This is a genomic window from Burkholderia sp. AU6039 (genome assembly GCF_002223365.1).
Classification (GTDB): Bacteria; Pseudomonadota; Gammaproteobacteria; order Burkholderiales; family Burkholderiaceae; genus Burkholderia.
The window spans coordinates 1-15,566 of sequence record NZ_NKFK01000052.1; the positions used below are offsets into that span (position 1 = coordinate 1).

The 15,566-nt window shown below is 60.9% G+C and carries 11 protein-coding genes and 4 pseudogenes; 6 read left to right on the forward strand and 9 right to left on the reverse strand.

Features of this window, described 5'->3' with window-relative positions; translation table 11 throughout:
* Positions 1-234: 234 nt before the first annotated feature.
* From CFB39_RS39055 to CFB39_RS40565, 4 genes are all read right to left on the reverse strand, one after another.
* A complete protein-coding gene (locus CFB39_RS39055) occupies positions 235-1,725 on the reverse strand; it encodes an ISNCY family transposase (RefSeq protein ID WP_089477035.1) in 1,491 nt (496 codons plus the stop codon).
* 102 nt (positions 1,726-1,827) lie between these two features.
* Positions 1,828-3,366: an IS3 family transposase gene (locus CFB39_RS39060; RefSeq protein ID WP_089477036.1), complete on the reverse strand. Its 1,539-nt coding sequence runs from the start codon at positions 3,364-3,366 to the stop codon at positions 1,828-1,830.
* A 171-nt stretch (positions 3,367-3,537) separates the two neighbouring features.
* Entirely contained in the window at positions 3,538-4,314 is a 777-nt protein-coding gene (locus tag CFB39_RS39065) for an SDR family NAD(P)-dependent oxidoreductase (protein WP_373452778.1), read from the reverse strand.
* A gap of 23 nt (positions 4,315-4,337) precedes the next feature.
* Positions 4,338-4,538: a hypothetical protein gene (locus CFB39_RS40565; RefSeq protein WP_179257827.1), complete on the reverse strand. Its 201-nt coding sequence runs from the start codon at positions 4,536-4,538 to the stop codon at positions 4,338-4,340.
* A gap of 32 nt (positions 4,539-4,570) precedes the next feature.
* Between CFB39_RS40565 and CFB39_RS39070 the strand changes: the two are divergent.
* The 3 pseudogenes from CFB39_RS39070 to CFB39_RS39080 all read left to right on the forward strand — a co-directional run.
* Positions 4,571-4,855 (forward strand): annotated as a pseudogene (locus CFB39_RS39070) (tyrosine-type recombinase/integrase); the annotation flags it as partial.
* 379 nt (positions 4,856-5,234) lie between these two features.
* Positions 5,235-5,402, forward strand: a pseudogene (locus CFB39_RS40055) (IS110 family transposase); the annotation flags it as partial.
* Positions 5,366-5,611: pseudogene (locus tag CFB39_RS39080) on the forward strand (Tn3 family transposase); the annotation flags it as partial. The pseudogenes CFB39_RS40055 and CFB39_RS39080, both read left to right, overlap by 37 nt.
* Positions 5,612-5,771: 160 nt before the next feature.
* Here the strand turns inward: CFB39_RS39080 and CFB39_RS40060 are convergent.
* Positions 5,772-6,038 (reverse strand): hypothetical protein, encoded by a 267-nt coding sequence (locus CFB39_RS40060; protein ID WP_144030422.1) that lies wholly within the window; start codon positions 6,036-6,038, stop codon positions 5,772-5,774.
* On the opposite strand from CFB39_RS40060, the gene CFB39_RS40065 reads away from it, so the two are divergent.
* Positions 6,025-6,771 carry a hypothetical protein gene (locus CFB39_RS40065; protein ID WP_144030423.1) on the forward strand — a complete coding sequence of 249 codons (747 nt, stop codon included), beginning with the start codon at positions 6,025-6,027 and terminating at the stop codon, positions 6,769-6,771. The two genes, CFB39_RS40060 and CFB39_RS40065, sit on opposite strands and share 14 nt — an antisense overlap.
* Before the next feature lie 386 nt (positions 6,772-7,157).
* Here CFB39_RS40065 and CFB39_RS39090 read toward each other — a convergent pair whose 3' ends face one another.
* The 3 genes from CFB39_RS39090 to CFB39_RS39100 all read right to left on the reverse strand — a co-directional run bounded on the left by CFB39_RS39090 (position 7,158) and on the right by CFB39_RS39100 (position 12,718).
* A complete protein-coding gene (locus tag CFB39_RS39090; protein ID WP_089477041.1) occupies positions 7,158-10,391 on the reverse strand; it encodes a hypothetical protein in 3,234 nt (1,077 codons plus the stop codon).
* A gap of 738 nt (positions 10,392-11,129) precedes the next feature.
* Complete coding sequence (locus CFB39_RS39095; RefSeq protein ID WP_089477042.1) at positions 11,130-11,957, reverse strand: AAA family ATPase; 828 nt, start codon at positions 11,955-11,957, stop codon at positions 11,130-11,132.
* A gap of 257 nt (positions 11,958-12,214) precedes the next feature.
* A complete protein-coding gene (locus tag CFB39_RS39100; RefSeq protein WP_089477043.1) occupies positions 12,215-12,718 on the reverse strand; it encodes a Mu transposase C-terminal domain-containing protein in 504 nt (167 codons plus the stop codon).
* Positions 12,719-12,808: 90 nt separating this feature from the next.
* Here CFB39_RS39100 and CFB39_RS40075 point away from each other — a divergent pair, with 90 nt between their 5' ends.
* Positions 12,809-12,991, forward strand: coding sequence for a hypothetical protein (locus CFB39_RS40075; RefSeq protein WP_144030424.1), 183 nt, complete (start codon positions 12,809-12,811; stop codon positions 12,989-12,991).
* A gap of 67 nt (positions 12,992-13,058) precedes the next feature.
* Here the strand turns inward: CFB39_RS40075 and CFB39_RS39105 are convergent, their stop codons facing one another.
* Positions 13,059-13,625: a hypothetical protein gene (locus CFB39_RS39105; protein ID WP_089477044.1), complete on the reverse strand. Its 567-nt coding sequence runs from the start codon at positions 13,623-13,625 to the stop codon at positions 13,059-13,061.
* A 976-nt stretch (positions 13,626-14,601) separates the two neighbouring features.
* On the opposite strand from CFB39_RS39105, the pseudogene CFB39_RS39110 reads away from it, so the two are divergent.
* Positions 14,602-15,558, forward strand: a pseudogene (locus CFB39_RS39110) (IS5 family transposase).
* Positions 15,559-15,566: the final 8 nt, after the last annotated feature.

A 15,566-nucleotide genomic window follows, 5' to 3' on the forward strand; every position in this document is an offset into this window, starting at 1 on the left:
ACCGAGCGGCCTCATAGTTCACTCGGCTATCTGACGCCGGTGCAGTTCGCGCGGGCGCACGATGCAAAGCAGCAGTTTTTAACCTCGGACTCTAACTGCAGTTCGGACTAAAACCGGGGGCGGGTCATAGCCACTACAACCCGTGTCGTAGCCATTTCAAGATGTCGTGGCGCCAGCTAAATAGAAATGTCGTGTTTTCAAGGGTTCAGGATTTGTTTCTCTTGGGCTTCCGGATCACGCCGTGTCGAAGATTTGGTCCTGATCGGGCAGGGCGCTTACGCTTACCGCGTTGGCCTTCGCAGACCGCCGGCCAGGTTTGCGGGGTTGATTCTGTGCCTGTCGGTGTTCAGCTAGATCTACGATCACCTGCTCGACATCGGCCTGCGTGAACTCACGCTGCTTCTTTTTGTTCGGCTGCATGGTGTTGCGATTCGCCTTGGTCGAGTCGCCTCGATGCGTTCGAGACGGTGCCTTACCGATTCGGCTGTTATCGCGTTGCGCTTGAAGCGCTTGCGCGATCTGCAGCATGTGACTCAGACGCTTGTGTTCGACGATGGCGCCTTGATCGATTTCGGCCAGTCGGTCGTACTGCCTGCAGGGCAACACGCGACCCTCTGCTCGGAGTTCGATCCGCCCATCCGGGTACTCCCAAACCTCGATCGTTCGATCAATCAGTTGCCGATTCTCCGGTGTATCGTCCAGCAAATACATCACTCGGTCGTACTGTACTGTGAGCGACTTCGTCACTTTCCGCGGCTCGCGCCAGGTCAGCACCAAGTCAAGATTCTCATCGGCGCGCAGCGGTCGGTGCGCATTGAAGTCGCTCTTCGGCGGCTTCGCAAACCGCGCGTTGTAAGTGGCCATGAAGGAGGGTGCGTAAGCGTTGGCGTCGACCACCGTGCTGATCCCGCGCAAGCGCATCTCCTTGACCAAGCGATCCTGCAGAGTCAGATGTGCTCGCTCGACTCGCCCCTTGGCCGGACTGCTGTTTGCGCAGAACGCGTCGATGTTCAGCTCGTACATCGCGCGGCCGAAGTGCGTCACTCGATTACCAGTCTTGCCTGGCGTTACGTTGCGGAACACGCTGTACTTGTCGCTGTAAAACGCCCCCGGCTTGCCGTGACGTTCGATGTACGCTCGCGTCGCCTCGAAGTAGCTGAAGGTCGATTCGGTCTGCGTGAAGTGCAGCATCATCAGCCGACTCGTTGCGTCATCCACATAGACAAGCAACGTGCAGGCCGGCGCCCGTTCCTCGAACCACCGATGATCGCTGCCGTCGATCTGGATCAATTCGCCCAGGCAGGCCCGACGTGCTCGCGGCTGGTACACCTTCGGCGGTCGCTGCCGACGTGGAATCCACAAGCCAGCGTCCGTCATCAGCCTCCTGACCGTTTCCTTGGCCAACCGAATGCCGTGGCATTCCCAGAGCTTCTCGCAGGCCAATGTCGGTCCGAAATCGGCGTAGCGATCGCGGATGATCGTCAGCGCCCGTTGGGCCAACTCCGCATCCAGCCGCCGGTTGCCGGGACCGCCACGCTTGCGCGAGGCCAGGCCCGCCGCACCAGACTCCCGGTATCGAATCACCAGCCGCTCGATCTGCCGGACCGTCAGGCCCAGCCGTTCTGCCGCGCGGCCAGGCTTCAGGTCCAAATCCACCACGGCCCGGATTACCTTCAGACGGTCGAGTTCTCGCATGTTCAATGTCACCAGAGCTGTTCGGTGCATCGCCGGCTCCATGATCTGACGGGGAGCCGGCAAGCTTACCGAGGTCCAAACGCGACATTTCTAAATGGCTAGAAGGGGGTGCGGCGGAATTCTTGGACTGGGTTATGTTTTCAGCCCGAGACTCTCCCGGTACTCAATCGGACTGAGTGCGCCAAGCGAGATCTTGATCCGTTTCTCGTTGTACCAGCGAATGTACGAGTCAACGACCTCAATGAACTGGTCGGTGCTGACGGTCCGCCAGTCTCGAGAGTAAAACAGTTCCGTTTTCAGCCTTCCAAAGAAGCCTTCGCACGCCGCGTTGTCGGGCGAGCAGCCCTTGCGCGACATTGAGCGAATCAACCTAGCCTCACGTATCCGGGCAAGCCAGCCTGGCCAGCGATAATGCGCACCGCGATCTGAATGAACCACGGGCCGGCTGTTGCTGCTACCGATTGCTCCGATGGCGGCATCGAGCATCGTATTCACAAGCTCGGCGTCTGGTCGCGTACCGATCGACCAACTGATCACCAGTCCATCGAAGCAATCGATGACCGGTGACAGATAGACTTTACCGGCCGGAATCTGGAACTCAGTGATGTCTGTGAGCCACTTTTCATTCGGTGCTGCGGCGCGGAAGTCCCGGTTGATAAGGTTCTCTGGAGCCGGACCGATTTCTCCGGCGTAAGAGCCGTATCGACGTCGCCTCGTTGTGGCTGCGCTTAGCTGTTCCTGCTTCATCAAGCGCCGGACGACCTTCTCCGAGATGAAGACTTTCTGCCTGCCAAGTGCCGCGCGCACTCGGCGATATCCGTAGCAGCGGTGATTCAGTTCAAAGATATCTGCGATGGCAAGGCGTACACCAGCATACTTGTCGGCAACTTGTATCCGTGCCCGGTGATAGAAGTAGGAGCTACGGGCGAGCCCCAGTTCAGCAAAGAGTTCCGGCAGCGTGTACGTCTGTTTCAGGGCATCAACCAGCGCCGTCTTCTCCCGATTCGTCAGGAGTTGCGGGTCGACGCCCAGGCCTTTTTTTATTATTTCGTTGGCCTTCTTCAGAATGTCGTGTTCGATCTGGAGCTTTCGAATGTCTCGTCGGAGTGATTCGATCTGCTGCTCCAGCGTCGCTTTCCCCGAGGTTTGCGGCGGATCGTTGCGGCGTGTCATGGCTGAAACGGCCTCCTGATCGAGTAACCGATTTCTCCAGTTGTACAGCGTTGGGCGGCTCACGCCAATCTTTTTAGCAACTTCCTCTGCGCTTTCTCGTCGAGTGCATAGATCGATGACCGCTGTCTGCCTGAGCTCTCGTGCATACCGAATACCCGACGCCTTCCCAAGAACGCGTTTCTTTCGCTCAGGATGCAACTCGTCGAGCCAGGCGACGAGCGTTCCGCGCCCCGGATACCCCAAAGCCTTTGTCGTTGCTGCCAGACACTGGTCATGGGTCATATAGCGGTCTGTGGCCGCCTTTTTTTGTTCTGTCGAATAGCGCGGCCTCAGGCAGATACGTTCCTTCGGCAAGTCCAGACATCGCTCGTACATCTGATACCAGCGTTCGAGCGATTTCGTTGTCGGATAGCCTAGTTGACGAACGGTCGCGGTAAGGCGCTTTCCAAGCTTCAAGTAGAGCTTGACTGCTCGGATGCGTTCTTCGTATGAGTACATGGACTAGCTCCTGATAGTCCAAGAATTCCGCCGCACCCCCGAACACGACATTTCTAAAAAGCTACTACAACCCGAAATATCGCTAGATCACCTTATGTAAAATCATAGATTCGTGCCCTTGGACGATACTATTCGTCGCGAACGACGTGACCGGGCGCTGATCATTGTCGCTCAAAGCGTCGCGGTCACGCCGCCATCGACATACAACACATGACCGTCGACGAAGTCCGACGCCGCGCTTGAGAGAAACACGGCGGCGCCAACGAGAGCCTCCACGTTACCCCAGCGCCGGGATGGCGTTCTGCCTATCAACCAGTTGCTGAAGGACACATCGTTCACCAGCGCCTCGGTCAATTCGGTCTTGAAGTAGCCGGGCCCGAGCCCGTTCACCTGAATCCCGTACTGCCCCCAGTCGATAGCCGTTCCCTTCGTCAACATCTTTACCGCACCCTTGCTTGCGGTGTACGCCGCAATGCCAGGACGCCCCAACTCGCTCTGAACCGAGCAGATGTTGATGATCTTGCCTCGCTTGCGCTCGATCATGTATTTGCCAACCACCTTTCCAACGAGGAAGACACTCTCCACGTTCGTTTTCATCAGCTCTTCCCACTGCACATGGGAAAATTTTTCGAGCGGCGCCCGCCGCCGCATGCCGGCATTGTTGACCAGAATATCGATCGCGCCGATGTCGCATTCGATCCTCTCGATCGCCGACTCCACATCATCGGGAGACGTGACGTCAAAGCAGACTGCGTGGACCTTCATACCCTGGGCGCGAAGCCGGGAAGCGGCTTGTTCGAGCTTGTCTGGGTCGCGTCCGTTCAGAACGACTTCAGTCCCGGCCTCGGAGAGTCCTTTCGCCAAAGCAAAGCCAATACCGGCGCATGATCCGGTCACCAGCGCCCGACGGCCCGACAAATCGAATAAATCCAGTCCCTTTGCCACCACGTCTCTCCTATCACGAAAATTCGTCACGTGCCGATGGCGTCCATCGTTCCATGCAGCCATCGAATGACCGACGCAAGATTCCGCTCCTTCCGGTCGCAGCCGAGCAAACGCAGCACACGATTCTCGCCGACCGGCGACTCGAGGGTATCGAATTGACTCGCAACGAGTCCGGCTGGAAACGCGTGCCCGACTCGATCCGATACGCGCTTCAACGCATCTGCCATTTCGATCTCGAGATAAGCGAGTCGCAGCCCGCCTGTGGCGTGTGATGCGCCGCTTCTTCTTAACCGTTGCCGAGGAAATTCAGGACGAGCACCCGGTTCTTGCCGAGAAATTGCGCCGCGCGAGCCCGCACTGGATGCGGCATTCTCACGCTAGTCATGCACTCGCACGCGGTGCCGAGCTCACGGCTGTGCGCGACAACCTGCGCCACGCGTCGATCGCAACGACCTCGATGTATCTCCGCAGCGACGATCTCAAGCGCTCCCACCAGTTCGCCGAGGCATTTGGCTCCCGCAATTTGAAACGTGAGGCGGACTAATCTCGTCGCATCGGCGGCTATGTTTGGGCTTAACGTACGTAAAAATCCGTTTCTTGAGGGCACCTCACTTCGGTCAGCGGTCGAGCTCCGCCTGTGCGAAATACGCTGACGCCTTACGCAGGATTTCGTTGACCTGCCGGAGCTCACGCACTTCCCGCTCCAGTTCCCTGATCCGATCCGGCTCCTGCGTGCTCGTGCCCGGGCGCCCCGTTACTATCTTCACGCCCCGATAATCGGGGCTTTGGCCAGCCAGGCCCGGCATGATTCTCGCCCCCAGTCGCAGTCATGATCCGGGGGGGGGTGTCACCGGGCCTGGTGGGTGGCTGGTGATCGCTGATAGGGGTTTGGCCGGGATATCCCGACGCCGTCCGTAACGTGGATGCCGAGACTTGCCACCGTTGTTGCAGGCCAATCCGTTCACTCTGCACAAACTGCGATGCAAGACACACAACAACGTGATGCCGTCGATGTCTTCGTCGGCGTCGATGTCGGTAAAGGCCAGCATCACGCCGTCGCACTCGATCGGAACGGCATCCGCCAGGCCAATTTCCCGAGATCATCCTCGAGATTGATAGTGCGACACGCTTCAGTTGGATCCTGCTTGGGCGCGAGCCGCGGTCACGAACCGAGTTACTGATGGGGTATTCGGCAATACTGGCTCACGGCACCTCTCTAACGGCTGCTGATATTTCTCGGATGGTCCCGGAAGTGTCAACCGAAGCGATTCGTCAAATGATGAAGCGTCTCGCGGACGAGCCAGAGATGTCGCAGCGTCGGAAATTCATGCTGCTACTGCGTCGCTCAGCCAGACATCGTTTCGCACTCGGCAGGACAGCGCGGCGAACGAAGCGGATCATGACCTCGCATCCGGGAGACACGTGCCAAAAGTGTCGATGCGTCGGCACGCGGGCTCTCATCAACCAACGGACGACTCCATGCCGCGCATCTCTCCCTCGTCATCGCCCAGTACATCGAACGCCTCCAGCCGGTCTGCATCGCCGGAGCCGAGCAATGCGAGCACGGACGGACGACCTGCGACACCGACGGCGGAACCGCCGCCACTGCCCGAGAAGCCGGCATTCCTCAAAGACATCCAGTCCAGGCTGGCCGCGTCATCCAGGCCTGATTTGAGGCAGCACGCACGAAAAATTGCGGAAACGAACGTGCAGATGGCCGGGGCCAATCTCGTGACAACGCAACATGCAATCGAACTCGCACGGCACTTCGGTGGCGTGACGCCTCGTCACGCTTGCTCGCTCGCCTCGGCGCAGAGCAGGCACGAAAATGCGCAAGCGGCCCTCGAAGCAAGCATCCGTCGGAAAGCGGAAGAGCAAACGCAGACTTCACCGACAAGCGCGTGGCACGAAAACGCGCTGCGTGTTGCAGACGAACAACTGGAAATGCTTGCCGAACAACACCGGCCTGGTGAACCGACAGATCGTGTGCGCGCGTCGGACCACGATCGCCCGGCCGATTCCGCGCCTCGTGCAACGATCGGCAGCCCTGGACCTGACGAATCCGGACAAGGCTTGCGGAGGCCTGCGCGACCCTTTCATGTGCAGGATGTCGTCCTGGACTACATCGGGGAATTCATGCGCGCGGGTTCAGCGCAAAACAAGGGTTCTTTGGAGATATCGGAGGATCTGGTGGAGGTCGGTGCCCGCCTTGGGATCGAGCAAAGCGCGCTGGACAGGTTTCGGCAAGATTATTTCTGGTCCAATCCGCCCAACCAGCGAAAAGCGGCCCTTGACGGTATGGAGGCTCAACTGGACGCCGCCGCAAAACAAAAGCTTGATTCGCGGCATTACGGTACGGTGCGCACGGCAATCGACGAACTCATCAAGCAGGTACGCCATACCGCGCATCGCACGGAAAACCCGGAAGGTGCGGTGCCGACGAAAAGGCCGCGTCTCTAAGTGCTCCCGGGGTTTGCGCGCAACCACTGCTTCACGTGAGGGCGCCGATGCACGCGCCGGCGCTCGCCTCGCGTGGCATCAGCGCAACCTGAACGTCGCGCCGCTCACCCCGCAGGTCCGTGCTCCGATCGAGCGCCTGTACCGCTCGTTTCCCGATGCCGGACCCTCGAGCCCGCACGTATCGGCCGCATCCATCCCACCGAAATCGTTGCGGCAGCGATAACACACCTGTTCCGGAGTGAGTGACGCTCATCCAGATCCCGCGCCGGGTTCTTTCGCCTTTCGACCTCCCGCAAGACTGGGCGGTGCCGAATCCAGCGCTGTTTCGCCCATGTTCCAGTCAAACTCACGGATACCCCTCCCAGCAACCAGGAAGATGTCGCCCCTCACACCCGCGGCACGTCGTGCCGCGGCCAGTTCAGATCGAGCCGATCCGCCTCGCGCGGCGTAAGCTTCAGTGCCGCGACCTCACGTTCGCCGCGTGCGCCTTTCTGTGCCGCGATCTGAATACCAAACCGCAGCCCGGCGGTGACTTGCCGGTCACACGTCTGTATCGTCAGAAGTTCCGTCGGCATCCACGAATCCACGCGCTTGAGCAGCGCATCACGCCGATCACGCAGCCTTTCGATTTCATGTGTGCGCGCTTCGCTGCGACGACTTGCGCTCAATGACGTGATCCTATCATCGAGCAGGTCGGCTTCGCTCGCCGCGTGTTCGCGAAGGCGTCGCCTCAGGACGAAGCGCAAGTTCGGCACGCGGTTCTCCGCGATATGGGACAGGTACTTTTCTATTTTTTCACTACCCGCTGCGAGTACCCGTTCGTAGTGCTCCGTCGCCGTTGGCATCGGATCCCCGGGCGTCGCCCCGAAGGCCAGCATCCACGCGGGGTCGCCGCGCAATGCCCGCTTGTATTGATCGAAGTTCGCGAATTCGATGTCTGCGTTGGACGAACGAACCTGCAGTTTGCCGCGTTCGCGCGCGAGCGTCGCTTTTGCCTGGTGGAACGAATCGTGCACCGCTAACTGGAGCCCGATGATATTGGGGGTGAGCATCGACACGGTCGCCACGTCGGTCGGATCGGACGCGTCCTCCTGCAGGCTCTGCTGATCGCCGACGCTGCTGCTCACGTCCACGTGAACGCCAACCCGATGACCGCTGCCGACCCGATGCCCTTCGATTCTGGTCTGACCGCTTTCATCGACCGAATCCAGCTCCGCGCGGCGCACCCATCGATACGTGCCCCCAACTACCCCGTTCGCCCGCGCCGAATACTGGCCGGCGCCGATCTTGACTCCGGCTCGAATATCGACGGTGGCATCGACCTGCCGCAATGTACTGTGCTGGTTATTCCAAGAAACCGTGAATGCGTCGTTGTCGAAAAAACGACTACCGAGCTCGTTCCATAGCGTCCGTTCGCTTTTACCGCGGCCCGCGTTGTCAAACAGATATCGGTTGACCGCCTTGAGTTGCGTCCTGGCGGCGCGGTCGTCGTACGCGTCGCCGTCGGCATTCAGGCGGCGGGCAATGCTAAGATCGACCGTGCGCTGGCTCGCATCGTCCCATTCGTGCCCGATATCGACGTTTCCCGCGCCGCGCGCGATCTGAATGTTGTGCCCCACCTGAACGCCGCCACCTGCCTCGTAGTGGTTTCGGCGCTGCGTACCGAAGCTGATCTTGTACGCGGCCGTACTCCGGCTGAACTCGAGTACCGATTGACGTCCCCGCGACGCCTTCAGGTTGAGCCGTGGCACCAGCCACGGGAACGACGCGGCGACCGCGCTGATGCCGCGCGTACTCGCGCCCACTACGCCACCGTCGGTCAAGACCACCTTGCCGCTGCCTTCAAGCGTGTCGATCATCCGGTCGCCCGCATCGCGAAAATCATCCGTCCTCGTGCCGCGCGGCGTGATCGCCTTCCCCAGCGCAATCCGGTCGATCGCATCTACCTGGCGGCTCACGTCGGCAGGCACGTCATCGCCGATACGCCTGCGCCAGAGCGCGATCTTTTCTGCATCCAGCACGTCCGATCCGCCGATCAGGTATTTGCGCACGCGCTTGAGCATGCGGGCGCGGGCGCGCAGACTGCTGTCGGCCGTCGCGAGCTGGTCGCGCAACGCAGTGAGCAGCCGGCGCACGCGCGCTTCACGAGGGGTTGGGCGGCCATCGTTCGACGCGTCGCGGTTACCGGCATTCTGCCCGCCAAGCCGGGCGAGACGCTCGATCGTCGTATCGTCGAGTGTGTGCACGACACGCTCGGCGATGAGCCCGATCGTGTCGTCGTTGAACTTCATCCCGTACTCGACGGACTGGCGATCTTCTCTGGACGCGCCATCCCCTGTGCGAGAGAGTTCCGCAAGGACGGCGCGTTCGGCCGCGCCGACGATCAGGTGAATCGCATGGCTGTCCTTCATCAGCTTTCTGCTGCCCGATGTGCGGTCGTCGCGGGCAACGACGCGCTCGTCCAGTGCAACGAAGACGTCGCGCATTGCGTCGTTGAGCAGCTTTTTGTCCTTTTCCCAAGTGCCGAGGCTTGCGCCCTGCACGCCGTCGCGCATCGCGGCGACAGCGCTTTTCCGATACCCGAACGGCCGGATCGCGGCGGCCATCTTCGAGCGCCTCGACGCAACGGGTATGGCATCGCCGTGTTCATCGGGAACCGGATCGACGTGATCCGAGGTGGCGTACGGAATCGTATGATTCAGAAAGTGTGCCATCCGGCTCCTCGTCGCGGCTAACGGCGTCCCGGGTCCGTCCATGAAGTAGCCCTGGCGCCCAGCGAGCAATGCGCCTTTGTCCGCTGCGCTCATTCCGTCGGCGCTCCCGATCCTCCACAGCTGCGAAGCTGCACGCACGATCCATGCAGCATGAGCTCGAGGCGTAGCCGACGCATCGTCGGCCAATGACTGCGCCATACGGTCGATCGCGGCCGGATCTGCCTCGCACCGCGTCGAGTCGACCAGATGATCGGCGGCTTGCAGCCACACCCGTGGAGCGTACCGCGCCCCACTGTCCCCGGCCGGCCAGTTCCGGCCGGCCAGTGCCCGCGCGCACTCGTAACCATGCGTCGTCGCGGCGAGCTTCTGCGCCGTTCTCCATGCAAGCGCCGTGAGACGATTGTCGATGAACCCCGCCCCCCGCGTCTGGTGCGGCTGAATCGTCAAGCCCTGCCGCATGCGAAGCAACACGCGCCTGGCAAGCCCCGAATGTGCGGACGTCGCCTCGGAAAGTGCAACAATCAGCAATTCGCTTTGCTGTGCCGACACGCCCGGTGCGGCGGCCTGCCTGACATCGGCGACGAGACGGTCGATTCCAGCGGCGTCGTTGCCCGCGAAGCATCGGTGTGCCGTCCCGGCAACCGCATCGAAATCGTCGGTATGGACCTCGGCTAGCGCCGCAGCGGGAGCGTTTGCCCGAAAACCGCCGAGCGCCTTCTGCATCGACCGCACCGGTTTGCGCATTGCGCGCTTCGGAGACGCGTCGGCAAGCAACGCAGCATTCGTCGCCTCGGATAATGCCGGCGGCGGGACAACGACCTTCCTGGACGGTGCTTTCGTATGGTGCGGCAGGACCAGCGGGCCTTTCGTGCCGACGGTGAGCATCGACAGCGCCGTAAAGTCCATCGGAAGGTCCACTCGCTTCGGGCGAGCAAAAGCATTGGCGACCGATCGTGCGCGCGACGTCACGCCGGATCTCAGCGCTGCGAGGACGCCGGTATCCCGACCCGCGTCGGTGTTCTCTGCTGTCGACGGTGCAATGGCTGGCGTATCAGCCGTTTCCGCCGCCGAATACATTGGCGGCGGGGCGGATAATGCGTCGGGGGCACGAGTCGACATCGCTCTGGATCGATCAGATAGTGGATGGAGTACAGCCACTATCGCGGCTGGACATGAAACTTTCATGGCCTTCACGAAGATCGTCGATTAAATTAAAATGATATGGATTCCTGTTTTATTGTCGTGTCGATTCGATATTGCAACGGCGCGGCCATGTGCGATCGCGAACGGCTATCTGACGAACAATGATTCAAATGCCTCGCCGCGGTGACGACGCAGTCGGATAGAACCCAATCGGGTCGATCGCATGTGGTCCGATTCACCTGCTGGCACTGGATCGATGCGACTGATCATTCGGCTGATGCGAAGCTGTGTCCTGCAATCCGAACTCGCGAGTATCCGCACCGCCGATTGTCGATGTGCGCGTGCCATTTGTTCTTCTGCATCCGATGGCAACAGGGACATTCGCCCGAGTCATCCCCGATCTGCGGCTCGCCACGCTTGATTCGCCGACGCAACCAGTTCTTCTCCTGTATCGGCCTTTGCCTGTGACTTTCAGCGACAAATGGCGGTGTTTTTTCAGCGCTATGTGGCGCCGATGACCAGCGTGCTGCGAGCCGCATCGATCACTTCCTCGGTGATCACGGTCAGCTCGTTGATGCGCAGGATGCGTTCGATCTGCATGAACAGCCGGTGCAGCAGACGAAAGTTTCCACCCGTGATTCGTACGATTGCCGCAATAGCCCGGCTGTCGGTGAAGTCAGCCTCGTCCATGCTGAGCCCAAGTCGTCGCCAGTGACGGCCGAGTACAAACGTCAGTTCATCGTTCTGGAGCGGTCGATAGTGATGGGCGAAACCCACACGACTGAAGAGTTGCGGATAGCGCGCCATGCGCTTCTCGATTCCGGGCATGCCGATGAGGATCAGGCCAATGTTCGCCCGGTCGACGAGACCACGTGCGTACTCAAGCGCCGACGTGGAAAGGCGCTCGGCCTCGTCAAGAATGAACAGTTCCGCGCGAGCCAGATCCGCGTTGACAGGCCTGACAGGCCCGGTGCGAACAGCCTGATCGATGCAGCAACTCACGCGATCACTGAGCAGCTTGATTTCCTTGCGGAACTCGGTCTGCAGGCCGCCGACGGTCGGTGTATAGAACACCGCTCGCGACCGGGCCAGCGCTGCATAGACCCTGGCGTCGGAGCGATCGCGCGGTCCCCATGTCAGCAGCAACGGCTCGGCGAGGTCCCAGTGCGCATATCGTCTGGCAGACAGCGTTTTCCCGACTCCGGCCGGTCCGTAGCACAGGCCGATATAGCGGTGACGGCGCACGGCAACCGCGAATTCGCTGAACCGCCGGTACTCGGCCGTGACGATGAACGGCTTGCCACGCCGCCCGGAGGAACCGGCCGTCATTCCTTGCCTTCGCGGTAGGTGCGAAGCCTCGGTGATTTGGCGGGAGTGTCCCCGGTGGTTGTTGAGAACGGCGCGCCTGATCCGGCAGGAAATCGGCAACGCGCGTCAGCCGCGCATTGATGCGCTTGCTCAGTGAGCGGCGATGCTGGGTACGGGCCGACTGGATGTCCTTCAGCGTCAGCGCCTGTCCGGCGTGCTCCGGACAGATCGCGCGGCACAAGAAGCGGTTGCGGTGAAACACCCGGATTTCGGCGAGATCACGCGGGTCGTAGCGGGTCGTAGCGGATCGTGACCGGTTCGCCGACGAAGGCGGCAAGCGTCGGATCGAGATAACGTAACCCCTGGAAATGGATGCCATCTCGATGAACGACACGAGGTTTGGCGACCATCACGAGCAGCTCGTCAAGCGCTTCGAGGCTGTCGGGCATGCGAGGCAGCCAGCCGTCACCCAGCCACGCTCGCAGGGGCATCACGCCCGTTTCCCCATGCACGCGCCCATGATAGGTGCCGATGATAAAAGTGCCGATTGCGGCATCGAGTTCCGACAGGGACAGTCTGGGTGACGTGGCAGGCTTGCCACCCCAAAGATAGCCGGGCAGGTCCGGAAGCAGTTCAGTGTTCAGCGTGCCGAACAGCCGTTCTACCTTCCCGCGCCCCTGAGGCCGGCCGATCGCCGAATAGACCAGTTCGATACGCAGCTCGGCGGCGACCTGATCGAGGTGTAGACTCGATAAGTCGCAGCCGTGATCGACATACAGCATGTCGGGGGTGCCACAGAGCGGCCGAACGGATTCGCTTGCCGGACCATTCCGTTGAATCCGCCACCCTTTTCAGCCGTTCTGGGCGACATCATGGACAAACTGCCGGACAGATACCGGCGCGCTCCGCTGGTTGCGCTCATGACGGCAATTGGCAGTCAGCCGCGACGGCACCATCAGAGACTCATGGAAGACGCACTGGTCAGGATAAAGACGCTACGCTCGCGCACGCTCCGGGATGAACTCAGGCAGGCGCTCGCCGATTCGCTCGATTAGGCGGTGAACGCATCGTCGAGGACGGTGATATGTGGCCCACATGATCATCCAAAAGCGGTATCAGCGTTCAGGCCACGGCCTCGAAATGGCCGCCCTTGTCCCAGATGACGACGGTACGCGCATTCATCGCTTCGGACCCGAGGCGGTCCCGGTGAACGACCCCGTTCAGTTCCGACATGACCTCGACGCGCAGTTTCGGCTGGACATCCGGATCGCCGTTGATCAGATCGACCAACGCACGCGCGGCTTTGCTACCCGTGGAAATTTTCTCGTTTCCGGCGAGATCGAGGTGCGAAGCGGCGCTCAGGATACTGCGATACTGATCGACTCGGGCCGAGTGCGACGAGCGAAAGTCGCCCGTCGCATGCTGCAAGAGCGAAATCAGAAAGCAGTTATTGCGGCCGCCATTCGTCATGCCGTCATTGGGTATGGATCGCATTCCTGCCCGAGCGAGCGCGCTTTGGATGTGCGACGTAGTCGTCTGCCTGACGATGACTTCCCGGTAGTACGCCAGCTTGTCCGGATAGACCCGCTGCATGTCGGCGCCCAGATCTTCCCAGTCGGTGAAGCTCGTCCCGCCGGCAGTCGCGGCCGCGTCGAAATGCTCGTCGATGACGGGCAGACTCTTCAGCAAGGCCTCCGTGCGACTCTGTTCAAGCGCGAGACGCAACTGTGCATTGGCCTCCCCCGGGCTGGCAGGAGGTTGAAGATCGCCAAAGCCTCGTCGCCTCTGTTGAATGACTGCTGCGTGGCCCGATGCGGTTGGCCGCGGTACGGTGGGCAGGTGACGTCCTTCGACGATTGACGCGTGACCTGGCCGGAACGCCGGCGGCGGTGACCATGCCGTTCCCGAAACGTGAACTGCAGGCCGATGCCAGCCCACGGGCATGCGTTCGGCCACGGGTTGAAAGGACGGCGGGACCCGCGCGAATGGAAAAACGGGGCCGCCGAACAGATGCGCCGGACTCGCAGCTGGTTCGGTCGGATAAGACCGGACAGGTGCCGGGCCGGAACGCCATTGATATGCCGCCAAATCAGGCAGCGGGCGGCGCCGTGGCTGGCTAGTGCCGGCAGACATGCCGCGCGCTTGTGACGCGAGCGCAGACAGCAGACCCAATGGACCTTGCATCGGACGCGACTGCGAGCCGATACGTACCTCGTTGACGACCCGATCAATCGTTCGATCAATGTTTCGTAGTGCGTCAGAGATTCCTTTGAACATCGACTTCCCCCAATCTATTCCGCTCGCATCGCGCGTCCCAACCGTGACAACGGATGATCAATGCATGTCTGCTTTTTCATCCCGTGCAAGGCAAACCATGCCACCGCATCGGAAAGATTCGTGTTTTTTACAAACGCTTCGTTTTCCGGTGCGAAGGGGCATTACATTCCGGTTTCGTTGCGAAGTCATCCGAAGATGGCTCGAACGAAAACCATGTCCGTCATCCGGAAAACGATTTGATCGTCGGGATCGCTCCATGAGTGACTCCTGGCGGCGTTGTTGCATTAATCCCACCCGTGGCGATGACGTTTGCGCACAACAGCCTGAGCGATGCCTCTGTTAACAATTCGGCATCCTTCGTAGATTCTCGATCTTTGCGTGCGAGAACATGCGCAAGGACAAGAGCGGGACGCAGGAGCCGAAGGCGAAATACCGTGTCAGAAACTGGGCGGCATACAACGCCGGCCTGATCAACCGAGGCAACATCACGATGTGGGTTGACGACGACGCTCTTGCGAACCTGCCCGACATCGCGCCCACGCGGGGGTGTCCGCGGCTGTACAGCGATGTGCTGATTCAGGCCTTGCTCGGACTGAAGACCGTTTTCCATCTTCCGTTGCGTGCCGTGCAAGGCTTCGCACAAAGCCTGCGTGACCTGGCTTTCGCCGATTTGCCGGTACCGAACTACACGACCGTGTGACGTCGCGCCCAGACGCTGCTGGTAAAGCTGCCGGTCGTGCGCAGTAGCGAGCGGCTGCATCTGGTGATCGACAGTACTGGCGTGAAGGTCTACGGCGAAGGCGAGTGGAAGGTTCGCCAGCACGGTTACTCCAAGCGCCGCACATGGCGCAAAGTGCATCTCGCGCTTGACGCGAACACCGGCCAGCTGCGCGCTGCGCTCATGACGCACCAGGACGTCGCGGTCGGCGAAGTGTTGCCTGAACTGCTGGATCAGATCCCGGCCGACGAGCCCATCGATACGATCGGTGGCGATGGCGCGTACGACACGCAGGCTTGCTACGAGGCAATCACCGCGCGCGGCGCCGCGCCCTCGGTTCCGCCTCGTGAAGGTGCGGTTCACTGGCCACCGGCCACGCCCGGCGGGGCTCAGCGCAACGAGGCAATCGATGCGATTGAACAAGGTAGCCGGCGCGAATGGAAGCAACAAAGCGGCTATCACCGTCGTTCGCTGGCCGAGAACGCGATGTACCGGTTCAAGACGCTCACGGGTCCATGCCTGTGGGCACGCAGCACCGACACGCAAGCCACCGAGGTTGCCGTTCGCGTGGGCGTGCTCAATCGGATGGCGGAACTCGCACGTCCGCAATCCGTCTGTATCGTCTGAGTTCGTGA

Bases quoted from the DNA above. Each gene is read 5' to 3' on its own strand.
- CFB39_RS39100 (WP_089477043.1), bottom strand. From the start codon at position 12,718: ATGCTGTATGTCGATCACGGCTGCGACTTATCGAGTCTACACCTCGAT.
- CFB39_RS39090 (WP_089477041.1), bottom strand. From the start codon at position 10,391: ATGGACTTTACGGCGCTGTCGATGCTCACCGTCGGCACGAAAGGCCCG.
- CFB39_RS40075 (WP_144030424.1), top strand. From the start codon at position 12,809: ATGGACAAACTGCCGGACAGATACCGGCGCGCTCCGCTGGTTGCGCTC.
- CFB39_RS39060 (WP_089477036.1), bottom strand. From the start codon at position 3,366: ATGTACTCATACGAAGAACGCATCCGAGCAGTCAAGCTCTACTTGAAG.
- CFB39_RS40565 (WP_179257827.1), bottom strand. From the start codon at position 4,538: ATGGCAGATGCGTTGAAGCGCGTATCGGATCGAGTCGGGCACGCGTTT.
- CFB39_RS39055 (WP_089477035.1), bottom strand. From the start codon at position 1,725: ATGCACCGAACAGCTCTGGTGACATTGAACATGCGAGAACTCGACCGT.
- CFB39_RS39095 (WP_089477042.1), bottom strand. From the start codon at position 11,957: ATGACGGCCGGTTCCTCCGGGCGGCGTGGCAAGCCGTTCATCGTCACG.
- CFB39_RS40065 (WP_144030423.1), top strand. From the start codon at position 6,025: ATGGCCGGGGCCAATCTCGTGACAACGCAACATGCAATCGAACTCGCA.